17 protein-coding genes are annotated in these 16,896 nt (G+C 35.0%); 10 read left to right on the forward strand and 7 right to left on the reverse strand.

Annotation, left to right across the window (positions count from 1 at the left end; genetic code table 11):
* Positions 1-9 precede the first annotated feature (9 nt).
* The 3 genes from FYJ80_RS06485 to ispF are packed head-to-tail and all read left to right on the forward strand — an operon-like array spanning position 10 to position 1,768.
* A complete protein-coding gene (locus FYJ80_RS06485) occupies positions 10-507 on the forward strand; it encodes a CarD family transcriptional regulator (protein ID WP_154425392.1) in 498 nt (165 codons plus the stop codon).
* Positions 507-1,310, forward strand: a complete 804-nt coding sequence (locus tag FYJ80_RS06490; protein WP_154425393.1) for an IspD/TarI family cytidylyltransferase — start codon at positions 507-509, stop codon at positions 1,308-1,310. The genes FYJ80_RS06485 and FYJ80_RS06490 overlap by 1 nt, the downstream gene beginning before the upstream one ends.
* Positions 1,307-1,768 (forward strand): 2-C-methyl-D-erythritol 2,4-cyclodiphosphate synthase, encoded by a 462-nt coding sequence (gene ispF, locus FYJ80_RS06495; RefSeq protein WP_154425394.1) that lies wholly within the window; start codon positions 1,307-1,309, stop codon positions 1,766-1,768. The genes FYJ80_RS06490 and ispF overlap by 4 nt, the downstream gene beginning before the upstream one ends.
* A gap of 46 nt (positions 1,769-1,814) precedes the next feature.
* Here the strand turns inward: ispF and FYJ80_RS06500 are convergent, their stop codons facing one another.
* The 3 genes from FYJ80_RS06500 to FYJ80_RS06510 all read right to left on the reverse strand — a co-directional run bounded on the left by FYJ80_RS06500 (position 1,815) and on the right by FYJ80_RS06510 (position 4,350).
* On the reverse strand, positions 1,815-2,522 hold the full coding sequence (locus FYJ80_RS06500) for a hypothetical protein (protein ID WP_154425395.1): 708 nt from the start codon (positions 2,520-2,522) through the stop codon (positions 1,815-1,817).
* Between the two features lie 555 nt (positions 2,523-3,077).
* On the reverse strand, positions 3,078-3,317 hold the full coding sequence (locus FYJ80_RS06505) for a hypothetical protein (protein ID WP_154425396.1): 240 nt from the start codon (positions 3,315-3,317) through the stop codon (positions 3,078-3,080).
* Positions 3,318-3,504: 187 nt separating this feature from the next.
* Positions 3,505-4,350, reverse strand: a complete 846-nt coding sequence (locus tag FYJ80_RS06510) for an Rpn family recombination-promoting nuclease/putative transposase (protein ID WP_206360997.1) — start codon at positions 4,348-4,350, stop codon at positions 3,505-3,507.
* Positions 4,351-4,656: 306 nt separating this feature from the next.
* Here FYJ80_RS06510 and FYJ80_RS06515 point away from each other — a divergent pair, with 306 nt between their 5' ends.
* Positions 4,657-6,003: a hemolysin family protein gene (locus tag FYJ80_RS06515; RefSeq protein ID WP_154425398.1), complete on the forward strand. Its 1,347-nt coding sequence runs from the start codon at positions 4,657-4,659 to the stop codon at positions 6,001-6,003.
* Here FYJ80_RS06515 and FYJ80_RS06520 read toward each other — a convergent pair.
* Positions 5,989-6,576 (reverse strand): TetR/AcrR family transcriptional regulator, encoded by a 588-nt coding sequence (locus tag FYJ80_RS06520; protein WP_154425399.1) that lies wholly within the window; start codon positions 6,574-6,576, stop codon positions 5,989-5,991. The genes FYJ80_RS06515 and FYJ80_RS06520 overlap by 15 nt on opposite strands.
* 173 nt (positions 6,577-6,749) lie before the next feature.
* Between FYJ80_RS06520 and FYJ80_RS06525 the strand changes: the two genes are divergently transcribed.
* Complete coding sequence (locus tag FYJ80_RS06525) at positions 6,750-7,844, forward strand: ABC transporter ATP-binding protein (RefSeq protein WP_154425400.1); 1,095 nt, start codon at positions 6,750-6,752, stop codon at positions 7,842-7,844.
* A 113-nt stretch (positions 7,845-7,957) separates the two neighbouring features.
* Here FYJ80_RS06525 and FYJ80_RS06530 read toward each other — a convergent pair whose 3' ends face one another.
* Positions 7,958-9,253: an aspartate kinase gene (locus FYJ80_RS06530; protein WP_154425401.1), complete on the reverse strand. Its 1,296-nt coding sequence runs from the start codon at positions 9,251-9,253 to the stop codon at positions 7,958-7,960.
* Positions 9,254-9,378: 125 nt separating this feature from the next.
* Here FYJ80_RS06530 and FYJ80_RS06535 point away from each other — a divergent pair, with 125 nt between their 5' ends.
* The 5 genes from FYJ80_RS06535 (at position 9,379) to FYJ80_RS06555 (ending at position 14,019) form a co-directional block, all read left to right on the forward strand.
* Positions 9,379-10,710, forward strand: coding sequence for an MATE family efflux transporter (locus FYJ80_RS06535; protein WP_154425402.1), 1,332 nt, complete (start codon positions 9,379-9,381; stop codon positions 10,708-10,710).
* 12 nt (positions 10,711-10,722) lie between these two features.
* Complete coding sequence (locus FYJ80_RS06540) at positions 10,723-11,469, forward strand: basic amino acid ABC transporter substrate-binding protein (protein ID WP_154425403.1); 747 nt, start codon at positions 10,723-10,725, stop codon at positions 11,467-11,469.
* Between the two features lie 189 nt (positions 11,470-11,658).
* On the forward strand, positions 11,659-12,417 hold the full coding sequence (locus FYJ80_RS06545) for a basic amino acid ABC transporter substrate-binding protein (RefSeq protein WP_154425404.1): 759 nt from the start codon (positions 11,659-11,661) through the stop codon (positions 12,415-12,417).
* Positions 12,418-12,425: 8 nt separating this feature from the next.
* Positions 12,426-13,283 (forward strand): amino acid ABC transporter permease, encoded by an 858-nt coding sequence (locus FYJ80_RS06550; protein WP_154425405.1) that lies wholly within the window; start codon positions 12,426-12,428, stop codon positions 13,281-13,283.
* A complete protein-coding gene (locus tag FYJ80_RS06555) occupies positions 13,276-14,019 on the forward strand; it encodes an amino acid ABC transporter ATP-binding protein (RefSeq protein ID WP_154425406.1) in 744 nt (247 codons plus the stop codon). Before FYJ80_RS06550 ends, FYJ80_RS06555 begins: the two co-directional genes overlap by 8 nt.
* 32 nt (positions 14,020-14,051) lie before the next feature.
* Here the strand turns inward: FYJ80_RS06555 and FYJ80_RS06560 are convergent, their stop codons facing one another.
* Both FYJ80_RS06560 and FYJ80_RS06565 read right to left on the reverse strand, forming a co-directional pair.
* Positions 14,052-15,332: a valine--pyruvate transaminase gene (locus FYJ80_RS06560; RefSeq protein WP_154425407.1), complete on the reverse strand. Its 1,281-nt coding sequence runs from the start codon at positions 15,330-15,332 to the stop codon at positions 14,052-14,054.
* Positions 15,333-15,340: 8 nt separating this feature from the next.
* Positions 15,341-16,675 (reverse strand): MATE family efflux transporter, encoded by a 1,335-nt coding sequence (locus tag FYJ80_RS06565; RefSeq protein WP_235899601.1) that lies wholly within the window; start codon positions 16,673-16,675, stop codon positions 15,341-15,343.
* Between the last annotated feature and the right edge of the window lie 221 nt (positions 16,676-16,896).

The following is a 16,896-nucleotide window of genomic DNA, read 5'->3' on the forward strand; positions in this document are numbered from 1 at the left end:
AGTTAGTACATGAAAGCGATCACAGAAAAATTTAACATTGGAGAACATGTTGTATATCCAGAACAGGGTATGGGTGTCGTAAAAGACATAGTACAAAAGAAACGAAATGGTGTTATGGAAAGCTACTATTCCATATACCTAAAAAATACAGACATGAATTTACTAATTCCTGTTGATCGTGCTAGGGATATTGGAATTCGCTCAATTGTATCAAAAAGTGAAGCGACCGATGCCATAATGAATATTTCAAATAAAGATAATAGTTCTACTCTTGATTGGAAGGAGAGATTACATAAAAGTCAGGAGCTAATACACAATGGCTCAATTGGTTCCATTGCAAAAGTAGTTCAGACGCTGTATCATCGTTCAAAGATCAAAGAGCTTCCTATTCAAGAAAAAAAGATATATGAAAGCGCATTAAATCTTCTAATTGAAGAGGCTTCTCTTGCTATGAGTCTTGATAGTGAGCAAATCTCAACTTTGATCCTTGAAAGATTAGAAAGCTAATGAGTATTCCGAGTTTTGCCCTAATAGTAACTGCAGCTGGTTCATCACTAAGATTTTCCTCCACATATGAGAATTCTGAGAGTGTAAAAAAGGAATTTTTACAGCTCGATGGACATAGTGTTTTATATCGTGCTACAGAACCATTTTTTGAAATTCCTTCCCTTCAGGCAGTAGTAGTCACATATAAGGATGATTCACTTGATGAAACTATTGTTGCTCTAGAGGATTTAGCAGATATAAATACAATTCCTATGTTCTTTGTTAAGGGTGGAAAGAGTAGACAGGAATCTGTTAAGAATGCTCTAGATAAATTAAAAGAGATAAATATTCCATTTGAATATGTTGCAATTCAAGATGGTGCAAGACCATATGTAACACCAAGATTAATAATTAATGTTTTAGCAACTGCGTTTAATTCATCAGGTGCTGTACCAGCACTTCCTGTAACAGACTCTATTAGACGTATTGATAAAACTGGCTCTATCATTGAATGTCCTTCTAGAAGTGGATTAGTTAGAGTGCAAACACCTCAATTCTTTGAGTTTGATAAGCTTATAGCTGCATATGAAAATCAAGATATAAACAAAGCTACCGATGACTCAGAAATATATGTAAAAGCAGGCTTTAATTGCTGTGTCTGTGAGGGTGATGAAGCAAATATCAAGATAACATATGAGCGCGATATTCCTGATGCAAGAAAGCAAATAGAGAGCTACATTGAGGATAGAAGGAAAGGTAGAGCCTCTAGAGAGGCTAATGAAACCTTTAGAAGACTCTTAAATCAGGTAGAGGATGAGCTATGAGAATTGGACAAGGCTTTGACCTTCATAAGCTGGTAGAGAACCGCCCTCTCATCTTAGGTGGTGTTATTATTCCATCGAATAAGGGGGAAGAGGCTCACTCAGATGGAGATGTACTCCTTCATGCTCTAATTGATGCGCTTTTAGGTGCTAAGGCTTTAGGCGATATTGGAACGCACTTTCCACCATCTGATGATGAATATAAAAATATATCAAGTGTTGAGCTATTAAGAAGAACTCTTCAGCTAGCTAGCTTTGATATAGTTAATATTGATATAAATATAATCCTTCAAACACCAAAGCTTGGTCCACATATATATGATATAAGAAAGAATTTATCAAAGCTTTTGAATATTTCAATTGATGATATTTCTGTAAAGGCTAAAACTGCAGAGCATATATTAGGAGAATTAGGAAGAGGGGATGCAATAATTGCTGAGGTTACTCTTCTAATAAATTAAAAAAGGGAGCAATTTAGCTCCCTTTAATATCAAATATACCCAGAAATTAGTGTGAGATTAACATTGTCTTTGGATCGAGGCGAACTGAAAGTGGCTTTGCAACGTCCTCGCCATGAGCTCTAACAACTGTCATAACTACCTTATCAACATCTTCTCTATATCTGAGACCAACAAGTACATCGATAGCTGGGATATATTTTGCAAGTGTGTTTGGAACACCATATTCATCATAAACAACATCAGGTCTAACTGGTGATACACTGAACCATACCTCAAGATTCATTTCCTTAGCAAATTCTCTAATCTTGATGATATCATCATCTTCAGCGATAGTTAGCTTATATCCATCAAAAAGAATAGCATCAGCCTTGAAAGCACCCTGCTCAATTAATGATTTAAGTGACTTTAAAACCTTTTCAATAGATACTTGGTTCTGAGAGAAGTTCATAACTACGCGATTAGAAAGGATACTTGAATAAACATTGTGCGCATCATCTAAGCTTTGTACCTCTGAGATTTCTCTGAAAACCTCTTTATACCAATTCATTACATGTTCAACGTTTCCTGAGAATGAAACATGAATAACGTTTTCACCTCTAAGAAGTTTATCTGTAGCAAGGTGTACTAAGCATGCTGTCTTACCAACACCATGACGTGAAACAATTACACCCATGTTACCTTTACCTAAACCACCATTGATTGCCTCGTCAAAGACACGAAGTGGACTAATCTTGTTCAATTCCTGGATATCCATAATTATACCTCCAAGTTGAGTTTTTGTTATTTAACATTATAACATTGCAAAAATGTAATTCAATATAATTTACTCTGTTTATGCACATTTTATTCACTTAAAATAACAGCTACGTTATTTTAGCTTACTAGTTATAAACTAGCTCCTAACCTCTTAGCTTCCTTTTTTAATGCTTTTACACTCATATCTGCATACCTTGCAGCTTCTTCAACACTAAATACACCTTTTCCAATAAGATTGATGTAAACTAATATTTTTCCTTCAAGTTTACCTTGCTCAAATCCTTTTTTTCACTTTCCTTTACATAGTCTTCTAATTCTTTACACATATTTTTATCCCTATTCCTTCACTCTTAGAAATCTCAATTTTCATCTCTTCAAGACAAGCTGTAAGTAAGCAGTTTCTATCACGAGATAATAATGAATTTAATTTATAATTACACACGTGACAGAATGGACTCAAAAGACTACATCAACCTTCTTAAATACAATGATGAGGGCAGATAGTTTATAAACTTTTATTTAAAATAACAGCTACAATATTTTGCCTTACTAGTCATAAACTAGCTCCTAACCTCTTAGCTTCCTTTTTTAATTCTTTTACACTCATATCTGCATACCTTGCAGCTTCATCAACATTTAGTGCACCTTTTTCAATTAAATTGATGTATGTTAATATTTTAACTTTTTTTTCACTTTCCTTTACATATTCTTCTAGTTCTTTACACATATTCTTTACTCCTCTTCTTGTTGTTTTAAATTTACTTACTTCCCTCTTAAATACCTCAATTTTCACCTCTTCAAGACCAGCTGTAAGTAAGCAGTTTCTATCACGAGATAATCATGAATCTAATTCATAATTACACACGTGACAGAATGAACTCAAAAAACTACATCAACATTCTTAAGTGCAATAATAAGATTAGACAGTTTATTTATCTTTTATTATCTAAAATGACAGCTATGTTATTTTATCTTACTAGTCATAAACTAGCTCCTAACCTTTTTGCTTCCTTTTTTAATGCTTTTACACTCATATCTGCATACCTTGCAGCTTCATCAACATTTATGGCACCTTTTTCAATTAAATTGATGTAAGTTAATATTTTACCTTCAATTTTTCCTTCTTTCTTGCCTTCATTTTTTCCTTCAATTTTTCCTTGTTTAAATCCGTGTTTTTCCCTTTCCTTTACATAATCTTCTAGTTCTTTACACATATTCTTTACTCCTCTTCTTGTTGTTTTAAATTTACTAACTTCCCTCTTAAATACCTCTGTTTTCATCTCTTCAGGATCAGCAGTAAGTAAGTCATGCATTAAATCATCAAGCTCTTTATTACCTTTATTCTTACTATTTATAAAAATAATACTGACTTTATCACTCTCATACAATCGATTATTCTTCTCTGCTAGCGTAAACTCATATAATTGCTTTTTTCCATCAAAGATATCATTTGGCATTAAGAAGATAGTTATACAACGTCTAAGATTTGAGAATTCTTCATTTTCTTTCAATGCCTTATTTGATATCAAAAGTGCTTCATGGTAGATAGCTCTATCTAGAATAGTTTTACTTCCACCATTTTGAAACTCAATATTATAAAATACTCCTTTACTATCTTGAGCCAAAACATCGAATATAAGTGAATGAGAGCCATATAGTGCTTTCATATCCGACTGTGTTTCCCACATCACTATATCTAGGTCCTTTATTCCTGTGATAGTCTGTAAGAGATAGTTACAAATTGGACTTTTTTCTTTAAAGAGAACTCTCATAAAGCAATCATCCATTGGTGTAAGCTTTTTAATAATTTCTATTTTATTCTTCATATTAATAATACAAAAAAAAGTTGAAAAAAATATAAACAATTCACTTTTAATATGTATCTTTTCTACAACAGACAGGCTTTTCAATCCCTTGACGAGTAAAATAACTGTGCATATTATATACCTATATATTGATTCGCACATATAAGTGCAAAGGAATTATAGTGGACGAAAGCCCTTTACCTAATGAATTAAATGATTCATCAGACGATCCTCACAGTAGAAGGATAAAAAATTTATATTTGCTTCTTTGATAAAGAGAAGAATTATCAAGAAAAATATTTATCAAAGGAGTAAAAACAAAAACAAATGGTCTCTGTGCCCAAACAATTATTATTTCAAGCATTATTAATAGCATGTAACGCATTCTTCGCATCGATGGAAATTGCTGTTATCTCATTAAATACTACTAAGCTTAGAAAGCTTGCTGATGAAGGAGATGAAAAAGCAAATAAGCTTTTAAAGTTTGCAGAAAACCCAGCTGGCTTTTTATCAACGATTCAAGTTGGTATTTCTCTATCAGGCTTTTTAGGTGCTGCATTTGCTGCAGACTCACTATCTGAGCCTTTAGTCGATTGGTTCCTATCTCTCGGTATCAACCTAAGCTATAGCTTTTTAAATAGCCTATCTGTCATCTTTATTACACTCATTCTTACATTTGTAACAATAGTTTTTGGAGAACTTATTCCAAAAAGAATTGCTCAGCAAAAATCCTATGAGGTTGCTAAAGCTTGCTGTGGTGTAATAAGTGTAATGGCAATTCTATTTAAACCTATTATTGTATTAATTAGTGGCACAACTAACCTATTCTTAAAAATGCTTCGCTTAAAAACAGAAGCTGAGGACGAAAGTGTCTCTGAGGATGATATTAGAATGATGGTTGATGTAGGTGGTCAATCGGGTTCAATTGAAGAGGATGAAAAGGAGATGATCCAAAATATCTTTGAATTCAATGACATTGCCATTTCTGAAATCATGACTAGAGTTAGTGATGTTAATGCTATAAATATTGAAGATAGTAAGGAAGATATTTTAAAGCTTATTAAAGAAACAGGTAACTCTCGTTTCCCTGTTTATAGCGAGGATATTAACAACATAATTGGTGTATTAAACTCTAGAGAATTCTTAATAAATCTAAATGATAATAGTGACAAGAGTATTAAGGATATGCTTCGCAAGCCTTATTTTGTCCCAGAAACAATTAAAGCTGACCAGCTCTTTTCAGATATGCAAAAGAATAAAATTCATATCTCAATTGTTATCGATGAATATGGTGAAACAAGAGGTATTGTTACTCTTGAGGATCTATTAGAGGAAATCGTTGGTAATATATATGATGAATATGATAAAGCTGAATTACCTGAGATTGAGAAGCTTGATGATAATAAATGGCGTGTTCAAGGAACTCTTTCAATCGATGATTTAAATGATGAGCTTGGAATTTCAATCACAGATGATAGAGATTATGACACAGTTGGTGGTATGATTTTCTCCTGCCTCCACACTATTCCAGAGGATGGAAAGCAATTTAACGTCTCAGTTAATGGTCTTGATATCACAGTTACTCGTGTTGAGGATAAGAGAATTATCGAAGCGATAGTAAAAAAGCAAGAAGTCCCTCACGATAATGAAAATGATGAGTCACTCACCAACTAATTGAAGTATAAGACCTCGGATGATAAGCTTAGAGCTTGCTTCGAGGTCTTCTATTTTATCCCCATGCAAAAATGAATATAGCAAAAGCATGTATGCAGAATAAAAGCCCTCTAAGTCCTCCTTATCATCTATAGCAAAGTAACCAAATAACTCCTTAAAATAACTAAAGAGCTCTTCTCTTACACTCAATAGCTTTTCCTTTCCAACCTTTTTTCTAATTATTGCTTGCTGCTTCTCATCTAAAATTCTATATATACCCTTTGAATATACTTCCTTAGTAAGGTATGTAAAGACCTTAGTGAGGCTTGTTACGATATGGTTTTCATCAAGCTCCTCAAGTAAAGCTAGAATTTTACCTTCACTTTCCTTTTTAAAGTTAGAAACAACATCTAAGAAAAGCTCCTCCTTCGATTGATAAAAAAGATAGAAGGTTCCCTTTGGAATAGCTGCAGCTTCAACTAGCTGGTCAACTGTAATACTCTCAATCCCACTATGAGCTAAAGCTATTTGAGCTTCCTCAAGTAATAATTCTCTTATATTTTCCTTTTCTTTTTCACTATATATTTTTGGCATCTTATATAGAATATTATCATAAAATTCTTATTTTGACTATATTTGTTTCTTTAGTCAGCAAAATACCGATTTTAACCCATTTTTTCATTAAAAAAAGCTATAAAAATATATTTTTTTCTTTTGTGCGCTATAAATCTAGCTTATCATTTAACTATCAAAACAAAGGAGCAGATATGGCTACAGTAAAACTTGAAAATATCTGCAAGATCTACGATGGTGGCGTTAAGGCAGTAGATAACGTTAACATTGACATCGAGGACAGAGAATTCGTTGTTCTCGTTGGCCCTTCTGGTTGTGGTAAGTCAACAACACTCAGAATGGTTGCAGGTCTTGAAGACATCTCATCTGGTACACTCACAATCGACGGTAAGGTTGTAAACGATGTACCACCAAAAGATAGAGATATTGCAATGGTATTCCAGAACTATGCACTCTATCCTCATATGACCGTATATGATAACATGGCATTCGGTCTCAAGATTAGAAAATTCGACAAGCAAGAGATTGACAGACGTGTTAGAGAAGCAGCTAAGATTCTCGACATCGAACAGCTTCTTGAAAGAAAGCCAAAGGCTCTCTCTGGTGGACAGAGACAGCGTGTTGCAGTAGGACGTGCAATCGTTAGACAGCCTAAGGTATTCCTCTTCGATGAACCACTCTCTAACCTCGATGCTAAGCTCAGAGTTCAGATGAGAGCTGAAATTTCAGGTCTCCATCACCGCCTCAAGGCTACAATGATCTATGTAACACACGACCAGGTTGAAGCTCTTACAATGGCTGATAAGATCGTAGTTATGAAGCTTGGTGTTATCCAGCAGATCGGTGGCCCACTCGAACTCTATAACAACCCAGACAACAAGTTCGTTGCAGGCTTCATTGGATCACCTCCAATGAACTTCATCAACACTAAGGTAGAAGCTCAGGGTGATACTATCTTCGTTAACGAAGGTACATTCAAGATTGAAGTTACTCCTGCTCAGGCTAAGGTTCTCAAGCCATATGTTGGTAAGCAAGTAACATTCGGTATTCGCCCAGAAGATGTTGAGTTCACAAAGACTCCAGTAGCTGGTAAGACAATTGACGGTCACGTTTCTGTTGTTGAACCTCTCGGTGCTGAGACTCATGTATATGTTGCAACATCTACAGCTAAGGTTATCGGTAAGATTGACGGTACAGTTATTCCTGCTGTTGACACAAAGATTAGCCTCATCCCTAACATGGATAAAGCTAAGTTCTTTGATGCTGAGACAGAGCTCGCAATCCGCTAATAAAGGATACCTTGAATACAAAGCACAGCTAATCGCTGTGCTTTTTCTTTATCTTTAGGTTGTAAAAAAAGCCCATCCGAAAGAGAGATGGGCTTAATATACTTTTAGTAATATTAAAATACTTTGTTATAAATTGTTTGAACTGCCTTAGTGCAATCCTCTTCATTAACACCAATTAATGCTGTTGTTCTTGATGCACCAAAGTTCATGAAATTAACTTTGATATTTGCATCCTTGAGAGCACATGCAGCTTCAATGAATGCTGTTGACTCATCCATGTGTCCACCGACAAGACCAATAATTGCATGATTTCTTTCAAAGATTACATCATCAAGCTCGAAGTCCTTCTTTAAGCGCTCACACATTGACTTTAATACATTATCATTTGCCATCTTACTATCAAAAAGCCAAACAATTGAATCGATACCAAAGATTGAATATGAAGGTCTAACACCATATAGATGTAGAATAGTTAATAGTGCATGGCGCATTCCTGGCTTTTTAAACATCATAAGCTTTCTAAGCTTGAGCTTTGAAAAGCCAGTCTTACCAGAAACACCGCAAAGCCCTCTTGGATCAACTGAAGATGAGATAATAGTACCTGGATCCTCTGGTGCATTAGTATTTTTAATATTAATAGGAATCTGAACAGGAATTACAGGAGCAATTGCTTCCTCATGGAAAACAGAAGCACCTACATCACTTAATTCACGAACCTGTACATATGTAAGCTCAGGAATTACTCTTGCATTTTCTACTATTCTTGGGTCTGCTGCATAAACACCAGATACATCTGTCCAGTTCTCATATAAATCAGCATTAACTGCTCTAGCAGCTATTGCACCAGAGATATCTGAGCCACCTCTTGAGAAGGTCTTAATTCTACCCTCTGGGGTAGCACCATAGAAGCCTGGGATTACATAGTGGCTTCCAGTTGAAAGTCTAGTACCAAGACGCTCATAGCTAATAGGATTAACTGTTCCATCAGAATTAATAACAATGTAATTTTCAGGATCTACAAATTCCCAACCAAGATATTCAGCAATTAAAAGACCAGATAAATACTCACCACGAGAAGCTGCATAGTCTGTACCCTCTCCTGCATCAATCTTTCTTCTTACCTCATCAAGAGCTAGAGTGAGTTTCTTTGTATCAAGCTTTAAAGCTACAGCTATATCAAGATAACGCTTTCCGATCTCAGCAAAAACTCTCTTACAGCTTAAGTTTTTCTGAACAAGAGAATTACACTCATAGAGCATATCAGTTATCTTTCTATCTTCCTTATTTCTTTTTCCTGGAGCAGATACAATTGCAATTCTTCTATCAATATTGTTTTCCAAGATTGCCTTAACTTTCATTATCTGTTTTTCGTCAGCAACAGATGAGCCACCAAACTTACATACTACCATTTTATCAACCTCGAATAGGATATTTATTTTTTACTAAAAAATGCTCCATTTATACAATATGGTGAGGTGATTTTTCTTTATATTGGCTTGAAAAGAATTAATATAATAGCTTTAATACAGTGGGTATGCAAAAAACTAATATCATGCAAAGCGAGACAATCCCTCGCCTTTTATTCAAAATGTCATTTCCAATGATGCTTAGTATGCTAATCCAGGCATTATATAATGTAGTAGATAGTATCTTTGTTGCAATGGTATCAGAAACTGCTCTTACAGCAGTATCACTAGCCTTTCCACTTCAAAACCTACTTATCTCAGCAGCCGTAGGAACAGGTGTAGGTATTAACAGTCTATTATCAAGAAGACTTGGAGAGGGAAAGCACGAGGAAGCAAATCATGTTGCTTCAACCTCACTCTTCTTAGCTTTTGCCATGTGGGTTCTATTCGTTCTTATTGGTGTCTTTTTTACTAAGCCATTTCTAGCTCTATTCACAAAGGATACAGAGTTATTAAAGCTATCAACATCATATTCAAGAATATGTTTAATAGTTTCATTTGGTTGTATTTTCTCAATTACTATAGAAAAGCTAATTCAAGCAACTGGTAATTCTGTACAGCCAATGACAATGCAGCTAACTGGAGCAATAACAAACATTATCCTTGACCCTGTATTTATTTTTGTCTTTGGGCTAGGAGTAAATGGTGCTGCAATAGCAACTGTAATTGGACAAATAGCTTCAATGCTACTTGCAATAATTTTCTTTAAGAAAAACGAGTACATCTCAATAAAATTTAAAGACATAAAGCCAAATGCAAGAATTATTAAGGATATATTCCAGGTTGGACTTCCTTCAATAATTATGAATAGTATTGGTACAGTAATGGTATCATTAATTAATAAGATATTAATACTATTCTCAGCTACCGCAGTCTCTGTATTTGGTGTTTACTTCAAGCTTCAATCCTTTGTATTTATGCCAGTATTTGGTCTAAACAATGGTGTTATACCTATCTTAGGCTTTAACTATGGAGCAAGAAATAAAAAGAGAATGCTTGATACAATGAAGCTCGGTTTAGTAGTTGCACTATTAATAATGATAACAGGTACAATATGCTTTCAATTATTTGCGAAGGAGCTACTCTCACTATTTAGTGCCACAGAGGAGATGTATAGAATTGGTATTCCAGCACTACGAACTATCAGTCTATGCTTTATACCTGCATCTATTTCAATTATTTTGATTGCATCATTCCAAGCAACAGGCTTTGGCCTTGCATCTATGATGGTATCAATTATTAGACAGCTTGTTGTACTTTGTCCTTGTGCGCTATTGCTATCAAGGCTTATAGGAATAAATGGAGTATGGTATAGCTTTGCTATTGCCGAAATTTTTGGCTTACTATTCTCTGTTATATTTTTTATTCACGTCTATAATAAAAAAATAAAAAATCTTTAAGGAAGGTTAGATATGAAAAAATTAAGTATTGTACTTATCATTGTTCTTTCAGCTCTTATGCTTTTCTCATGTGCAAAGAAGGAAGAACAAAATAAAGTGTATGTTTTTGCAACAGATGCTACTTGGCCACCACTTGAATACATCGATGAAAGTGGTAACCTCACAGGCTTTGAGGTCGAGCTTGTACCAATGATTGGTGAAAAGGTTGGCGTAAAGATGGAAGCTAAGAATATTCCATGGGATACAATCTTTGCTGGCTTAGCTAATGGTCAATATGATGGTGTTGCTTCTGGTGTTTCAGTAACAGAGGATAGAAAGAAGACTATGGACTTTTCTACTCCTATTTTAGAGGCTGGACAGGTAATCATCGTAAAGAAGGCTTCAACTGTTAGTGGTATTGATGATATCAAGGGACTTAAGGTTGGTGTTCAGATTGGTACAACTGGTGACTTGGTTCTTGATGACTACGATGTAGTAAGAAAGCAGTACGATGATATCGGACTTGCACTTCAGGATATGCTAAATGGTAATATCGATGCATGTGTTTGTGACTCTCTAATTGCTTCAGATTTCGTTCTTGCTAATCCAAACTATAAGGATAAGCTAAAGGTTGCTGGCTCTGCTTTCACTCAAGAGGATATTGCGATCGCAGTTAAGAAAGGAAATAAAGAGCTCTTAGATTTAATCAACAAGGGACTTGCAGAGCTTAAGGCTGATGGCTCATACGACAAGCTAAAGGCTAAGTGGAATTTACTCTAAGAGAGCTTAAAGTCGCAAAAAGAGGCATTCTTGCCTCTTTTTTTTGTTTAAAGAGTTTAATATTTATACTTTCGTAATGCAAAATTTCTAGAATTAATTAAATTTTTTGTATTTTTATGCATTTTTTATTGACACAATTTGTAAATATATGCATTATTCAAGCATCTTAAACACAAGAAGGATATAACGATGAAAAAATTTACTGCTCTTTTACTTATTTGTCTTATTGCTGTAACTAGCATATTTGCTCAGGGTGCAAAGGAAAGTGATACAAAGTCATATACATTTGCAATGAACTGTGAGTGGCCACCACTTGAATATGTAGATGAAAATGGTAACATCACAGGCTTTGAGGTTGATCTTATCATCGAGATGAGCAAGGTTTCAGGTGTTGAAATGAAATATATTAATACTGCTTGGGATACAATCTTTGCTGGCTTAGCAAATGGTCAATACGATGCAGTTGCTTCTGGTGTTACAGTAACAGAGGAAAGAAAGAAGACTATCGACTTCTCTGATACACTCTTTACAATTAAGCAATCAATCATCACACTTAAGGGTAATGAGAATTTAAATAGTCTTAATTCTCTCTCTGGTAAGAAGGTTGGTGTTCAGATGGGTACAACAGGTCACTTCGCTGTAGAAGAGAATAAGGATGCTGTTATCAAGGCTTATGATTCAATCGGACTCGCAATTGAAGATATGATTAATGGTAACGTTGATGCATGTGTATGTGACTCCTTAATTGCTTCTGACTTCGTACTTGCAAACCCTAACTACAAGGATAAGCTTATTATCACAGGTGAAGCTAGCAGCGATATCGAGGAAATTGCTATCGCAGTTAAGAAGGGTGATAAAGAACTTCTTGATTTAATCAACTCATCACTTGCAAAACTAAAAGAAAATGGTACTATGGATGAGTTAATGAAGAAATACAACATTATCTAGGAGAAATAATGGATAATAACAAGAGTATAGAAACTCTCGTCAAGACAGAGACTATCAGAAAAAGGGTAGTCTCTGTTGATGCATCAAAGGACGAGAAAGTAAAAACTATTACAATGACAGATGGCCCTCTCATTCCTAAAAAGGGTGAGAAACATTTAATGACTAGCTGGAGAATCACATTTTTCATAGCTTTAGCGTTATTACTAGGTCTTGTCATCTTTAAGCCAGATCCTTATCGTGAGATCTTCATCGTTTGTATAAAAGGTGCTCCAGTAACATTTGAAGTCACAATTTGTGCTATCATTGGTGCAGTTTTTATCGGTGTATTCACAGGTCTTGGTTCAGTTTCTAAGCACCATATAATTAATATGATAAGTGGTGTTTATGTAGAATTCATCAGAGGTATTCCACTACTCGTACAGCTCATCTTTATCTACTACGCACTTGGACGCTTCTTCCATATCGAAGGTATGATAGCAGCAATCATAGCTCTTTCTATTTGTTTTGGTGCATATATGGGTGAAATTGTAAGAGCTGGTATTCAAGCTATCCCAAAGGGACAGATGGAAGCTGCTACAGCCTTAGGACTTACAAGAACTCAAGCCTTCATCTATGTAATTCTACCTCAAACAGCAAAGGTTATTTTACCTGCAATTGGTAATGAGTTTATCTCAATGCTCAAGGATTCTTCTCTAGTATCACAGCTTGCACTTGCAGATATACTCAGAAAGGGTAGAGAATACATTTCAAGAACCTTTTTATCTCTTGAAACAATGCTAGTAGTTGCACTTATCTACCTTATTTTAACACTCGTACTTTCCCGCTTAGTCGGTTTACTTGAAGAGAGGCTCCACAAGAATGGCTAAAATTGAAATTAAAAATCTATCAAAAGACTTTGTTGCTAATGGAATTAAAACAGTACATGCAGTAAAGAATGCATCTCTAACAGTAAACGATGGTGAAGTAGTAGTTATCATCGGACCATCAGGAAGTGGTAAATCTACACTTTTAAGAAGTGTTAATATGCTTGAGACTCCTACTAGTGGTCAAATCTTTATCGATGATATTGAGGTTACTGATCCTAAAACAGATTTAAGAAAGGTAAGAGAAGAGGTTGGTATGGTATTCCAATCCTTCAACCTATTCCCACATCTTACAGTATTAGATAACATCACTCTTGCTCCAAGGAAGGTACTCAAGATGGATAAAGCTTCAGCTGAGAAGCTTGCTCTTGAGCTTCTTGAAAAGGTTGGCTTAAAGGATAAGGCTAAGAGCCATCCAAACCAGCTTTCAGGTGGTCAGCAGCAGAGAGTTGCTATCGCAAGATCTCTTGCGATGAATCCTAAAGCAATGCTATTTGATGAGCCAACCTCAGCACTCGACCCAGAGATGATCAAAGAGGTACTAGATGTAATGCTTGCCCTCGCAAAGGATGGAACAACAATGCTTCTAGTTACTCATGAAATGGGCTTTGCTAGAGCAGCTGCTGATAAGGTAGTATTTATGGACTCAGGAGAGATCATTGAAGAGGGCTCTCCAGAAGAGATGTTTACTCATCCAAAGAGTGAAAGAACTAAGAGCTTCTTAGATCATATTCTATAAAAAGAGACGGATGCCAAAAGCATCCGTTTTTCTTATGACCAAGCCTTATATAGCTCTGCAATAATTTTTATTCCCTCTATAACGATATCATCAGGAGCAGAATAATTAATTCTTAAGCACTTATCATAGTGTGAATGAGGATAAGGCTTTCCAGCCTTTTGCTCCTCACTTCCAAAGAAGAAATACTCACCAGGAACGGTTATAACTCCCCTTTCTTTAAGCTTTTTATAGAACTCAATAGATGAAATCTTTAAATCAGGAAGATATAGGAAGCAGAAAATTGAGCCCTCAATTCTATGGTAATGATACTTAGTGCCTTCAAAGTATTCATTTATATAGTTAATAATATTCTTTCTCTTATTATCATAAAAAGGCTTTACATAGCTATTTGCCATATCAACTAGCTTACCACTATTAATTAAATCCTCTGCTAAAGCCTGTCCCATTGAGCCTGAAGCTAATGCTGCAATTGCATTAATATTAGAAAGTGCCTCAACAACCTCAGGTCTTGCTAGAATAATACCAGTTCTTAATGATGGTAACCCTATCTTTGAAAGACTCATAGAAAGAATAATATTTTCATTCCAAATTGGAGTTGCATCATCTGTAAATACAATATTAGGGAAAGGAAGTCCATATGCATTATCAATTATTAAAGGGACATTAAATTCCTTTGCAATATCTGATAAAAATTTAATCTCTTTATCTGTTAGTACATTACCACTTGGGTTAGTTGGTCTTGTAACACATATTGCACCAACCTCCTCATGGTTTGTTAAATATTCTCTAACAGCGTCTTGGTCGAGAGTATATTTAAATGAATGATCATCAAAGTACTCACATTTAGATGGAACACTTACAAATGTATTTGTCTCTATACCTTGATCTGCATAGCCTACATATTCAGGCATAAGAGGAAATAGTATAGTTTTTTTCTTATCTCCAAAGCTTCCTGAAAAGAGATTAAATAAATAGAACATAGCACTTTGAGAACCATTTGATATCGCAACGTTCTCAATCTTTACAGGCCAATTAAAGTTCTTTGAAAAGTAGCTTGCTATAGCTCGGGCAAAGCTCATTCTTCCCTGAGGAGCATCATAGTGACTTAAGATATTTTCAAAAGCTTCTCCAGAGGAGAGTATCTTCTCCATCTCCTCTCGGTAGACCTTTTCAACCTTATCTATTCTTGCAGGGTTACCACCACCAAGTGGATATGGCTTTACTCCTGGAGGAAGTGGCTTACCTAAATCATCCATCAATAATAGTATTCCTGAACGTGAAGTTAACTTTTTACCAAAATCTGAAAATTCCATATAGGTGACTATAGGACATCTTCATCTTTTTTTCCACCAAGCTCCTTAATAAGTCTAATAAAAAATATCAATGATGAAATAAATGTGAGGATATCAGAGAGTGGTTGAGCTATCTCAACACCTAAAACACCAATTTTTGATGGTAAAATTAAGATAAATGGTAGGAAATAAATTCCTTGTCTGCATAAAGCAAGATATGTTGCTTGAGCAATATGACCTGTAGCCTGAAGAGACATATTAGTAGCTACGTTAATTCCACATAAAATTAATGTAAGGCACTGAAACCTTAAGGCTTTAGTGCCGATTATAATTACATCTAAATCTTCCTTTCTAAAGGATGAAACTAGTGGACGAGCAAAGATAAAGCAAATTATTGCTAGTGTTGATATCACGACAGTTCCAAAGAATGCAGTAAATAGAGTTGCTCTCTTAACTCTAGAGTACTTCTTTGCACCGTAGTTAAAGCCCGCAACTGGCTGGAAGCCCTGCCCTAACCCCAATAAAGCAGAAAACAAAAAGAATGTAATTCTACCTGAAATACTCATTGCCGCAACTGCTGCATCGCCAAAAGCCGCAGCTTGAATATTAAGTGTCATAGTAGCAATAGATGCTAAGCCCTGTCTTGATAAGCTAGGTAGACCAGTTTTAAGAATATTTAAATAGGTTTTAGCACTTTTTGAGATATATTTAACACTAAGAGTTAAATTACTCTTTTTCTTTATAAACATCGTTAGGAGTATTATAAAGCTTATTAGCTGGCTTAAGGCTGTAGCCATCGCAGCTCCTCTAGTTCCAAGCTTAAAATAGAATATAAATATCGGGTCTAAAAAGATATTTAAAATACCACCAGTTGTAATACCAAGCATAGCATAGAAGGCTTTACCCTCATTTCTTAATAAATTGTTTAAAACGAAGGAGGTACAAATAACTGGACAGGCAATAAGGATAAATGAGCCGTAATCTAAAGCATAAGGTAGAATAGTTGGTGTTGAACCGAGGAATACCATTAGCTCTTTACAAAAGATTAATCCCAATATTGCAATTAATGATGAGATAATAATAACTAAAAAAACAGCTGAGGATGCTATTTGGTTTGCTTCATCCCTTTTTCCTGCGCCTAATCTTCTTGAGCTTAAGATTCCACTTCCCATTCCTATAGTAAAGCCTATAGCCTGCATGATAGCCATAAGAGAGAAAACAATACCAACTGCAGCTGATGCACTAGTACCTAGCTGAGAAACGAAGAAGGTATCAGCCATATTATAAATTGAAGAAACCAGCATAGAAATTACTGTAGGTACAGCTAAGCGCATGATTAATGGCTCGACAGGTGCTTGAGTCATCCTTATATAGTGTTTATCGTTATTAACCATTTATTTTTATCAGTAATATTTTTTAAATAAATATTACTACTCTCCGTTTATCTAACAATTACTTTATTCGTAAGTATTATCTACAAAACTATTATCCAAATTCAAGTATAGGTATCAAAACTAATGGGGTTAATTAATTCTTACAATTGGCAGAATTACTTTGCTTATATTATAATTAAAATAAAAGGGGT

Source organism: Bullifex porci (assembly GCF_009695635.1).
GTDB lineage: Bacteria > Spirochaetota > Spirochaetia > Sphaerochaetales > Sphaerochaetaceae > Bullifex > Bullifex porci.

Excerpts from the sequence above, each read along its gene's own strand:
- FYJ80_RS06485 (WP_154425392.1), top strand. The coding sequence starts at position 10 with ATGAAAGCGATCACAGAAAAATTTAACATTGGAGAACATGTTGTATAT.
- FYJ80_RS06500 (WP_154425395.1), bottom strand. The coding sequence starts at position 2,522 with ATGGATATCCAGGAATTGAACAAGATTAGTCCACTTCGTGTCTTTGAC.
- FYJ80_RS06490 (WP_154425393.1), top strand. The coding sequence starts at position 507 with ATGAGTATTCCGAGTTTTGCCCTAATAGTAACTGCAGCTGGTTCATCA.
- FYJ80_RS06560 (WP_154425407.1), bottom strand. The coding sequence starts at position 15,332 with ATGGAATTTTCAGATTTTGGTAAAAAGTTAACTTCACGTTCAGGAATA.
- FYJ80_RS06550 (WP_154425405.1), top strand. The coding sequence starts at position 12,426 with ATGGATAATAACAAGAGTATAGAAACTCTCGTCAAGACAGAGACTATC.
- FYJ80_RS06545 (WP_154425404.1), top strand. The coding sequence starts at position 11,659 with ATGAAAAAATTTACTGCTCTTTTACTTATTTGTCTTATTGCTGTAACT.
- FYJ80_RS06540 (WP_154425403.1), top strand. The coding sequence starts at position 10,723 with ATGAAAAAATTAAGTATTGTACTTATCATTGTTCTTTCAGCTCTTATG.
- FYJ80_RS06525 (WP_154425400.1), top strand. The coding sequence starts at position 6,750 with ATGGCTACAGTAAAACTTGAAAATATCTGCAAGATCTACGATGGTGGC.
- FYJ80_RS06520 (WP_154425399.1), bottom strand. The coding sequence starts at position 6,576 with ATGCCAAAAATATATAGTGAAAAAGAAAAGGAAAATATAAGAGAATTA.
- FYJ80_RS06555 (WP_154425406.1), top strand. The coding sequence starts at position 13,276 with ATGGCTAAAATTGAAATTAAAAATCTATCAAAAGACTTTGTTGCTAAT.
- FYJ80_RS06565 (WP_235899601.1), bottom strand. The coding sequence starts at position 16,675 with ATGACTCAAGCACCTGTCGAGCCATTAATCATGCGCTTAGCTGTACCT.
- FYJ80_RS06515 (WP_154425398.1), top strand. The coding sequence starts at position 4,657 with ATGGTCTCTGTGCCCAAACAATTATTATTTCAAGCATTATTAATAGCA.
- FYJ80_RS06530 (WP_154425401.1), bottom strand. The coding sequence starts at position 9,253 with ATGGTAGTATGTAAGTTTGGTGGCTCATCTGTTGCTGACGAAAAACAG.
- ispF (WP_154425394.1), top strand. The coding sequence starts at position 1,307 with ATGAGAATTGGACAAGGCTTTGACCTTCATAAGCTGGTAGAGAACCGC.
- FYJ80_RS06510 (WP_206360997.1), bottom strand. The coding sequence starts at position 4,350 with ATGAAGAATAAAATAGAAATTATTAAAAAGCTTACACCAATGGATGAT.
- FYJ80_RS06535 (WP_154425402.1), top strand. The coding sequence starts at position 9,379 with ATGCAAAAAACTAATATCATGCAAAGCGAGACAATCCCTCGCCTTTTA.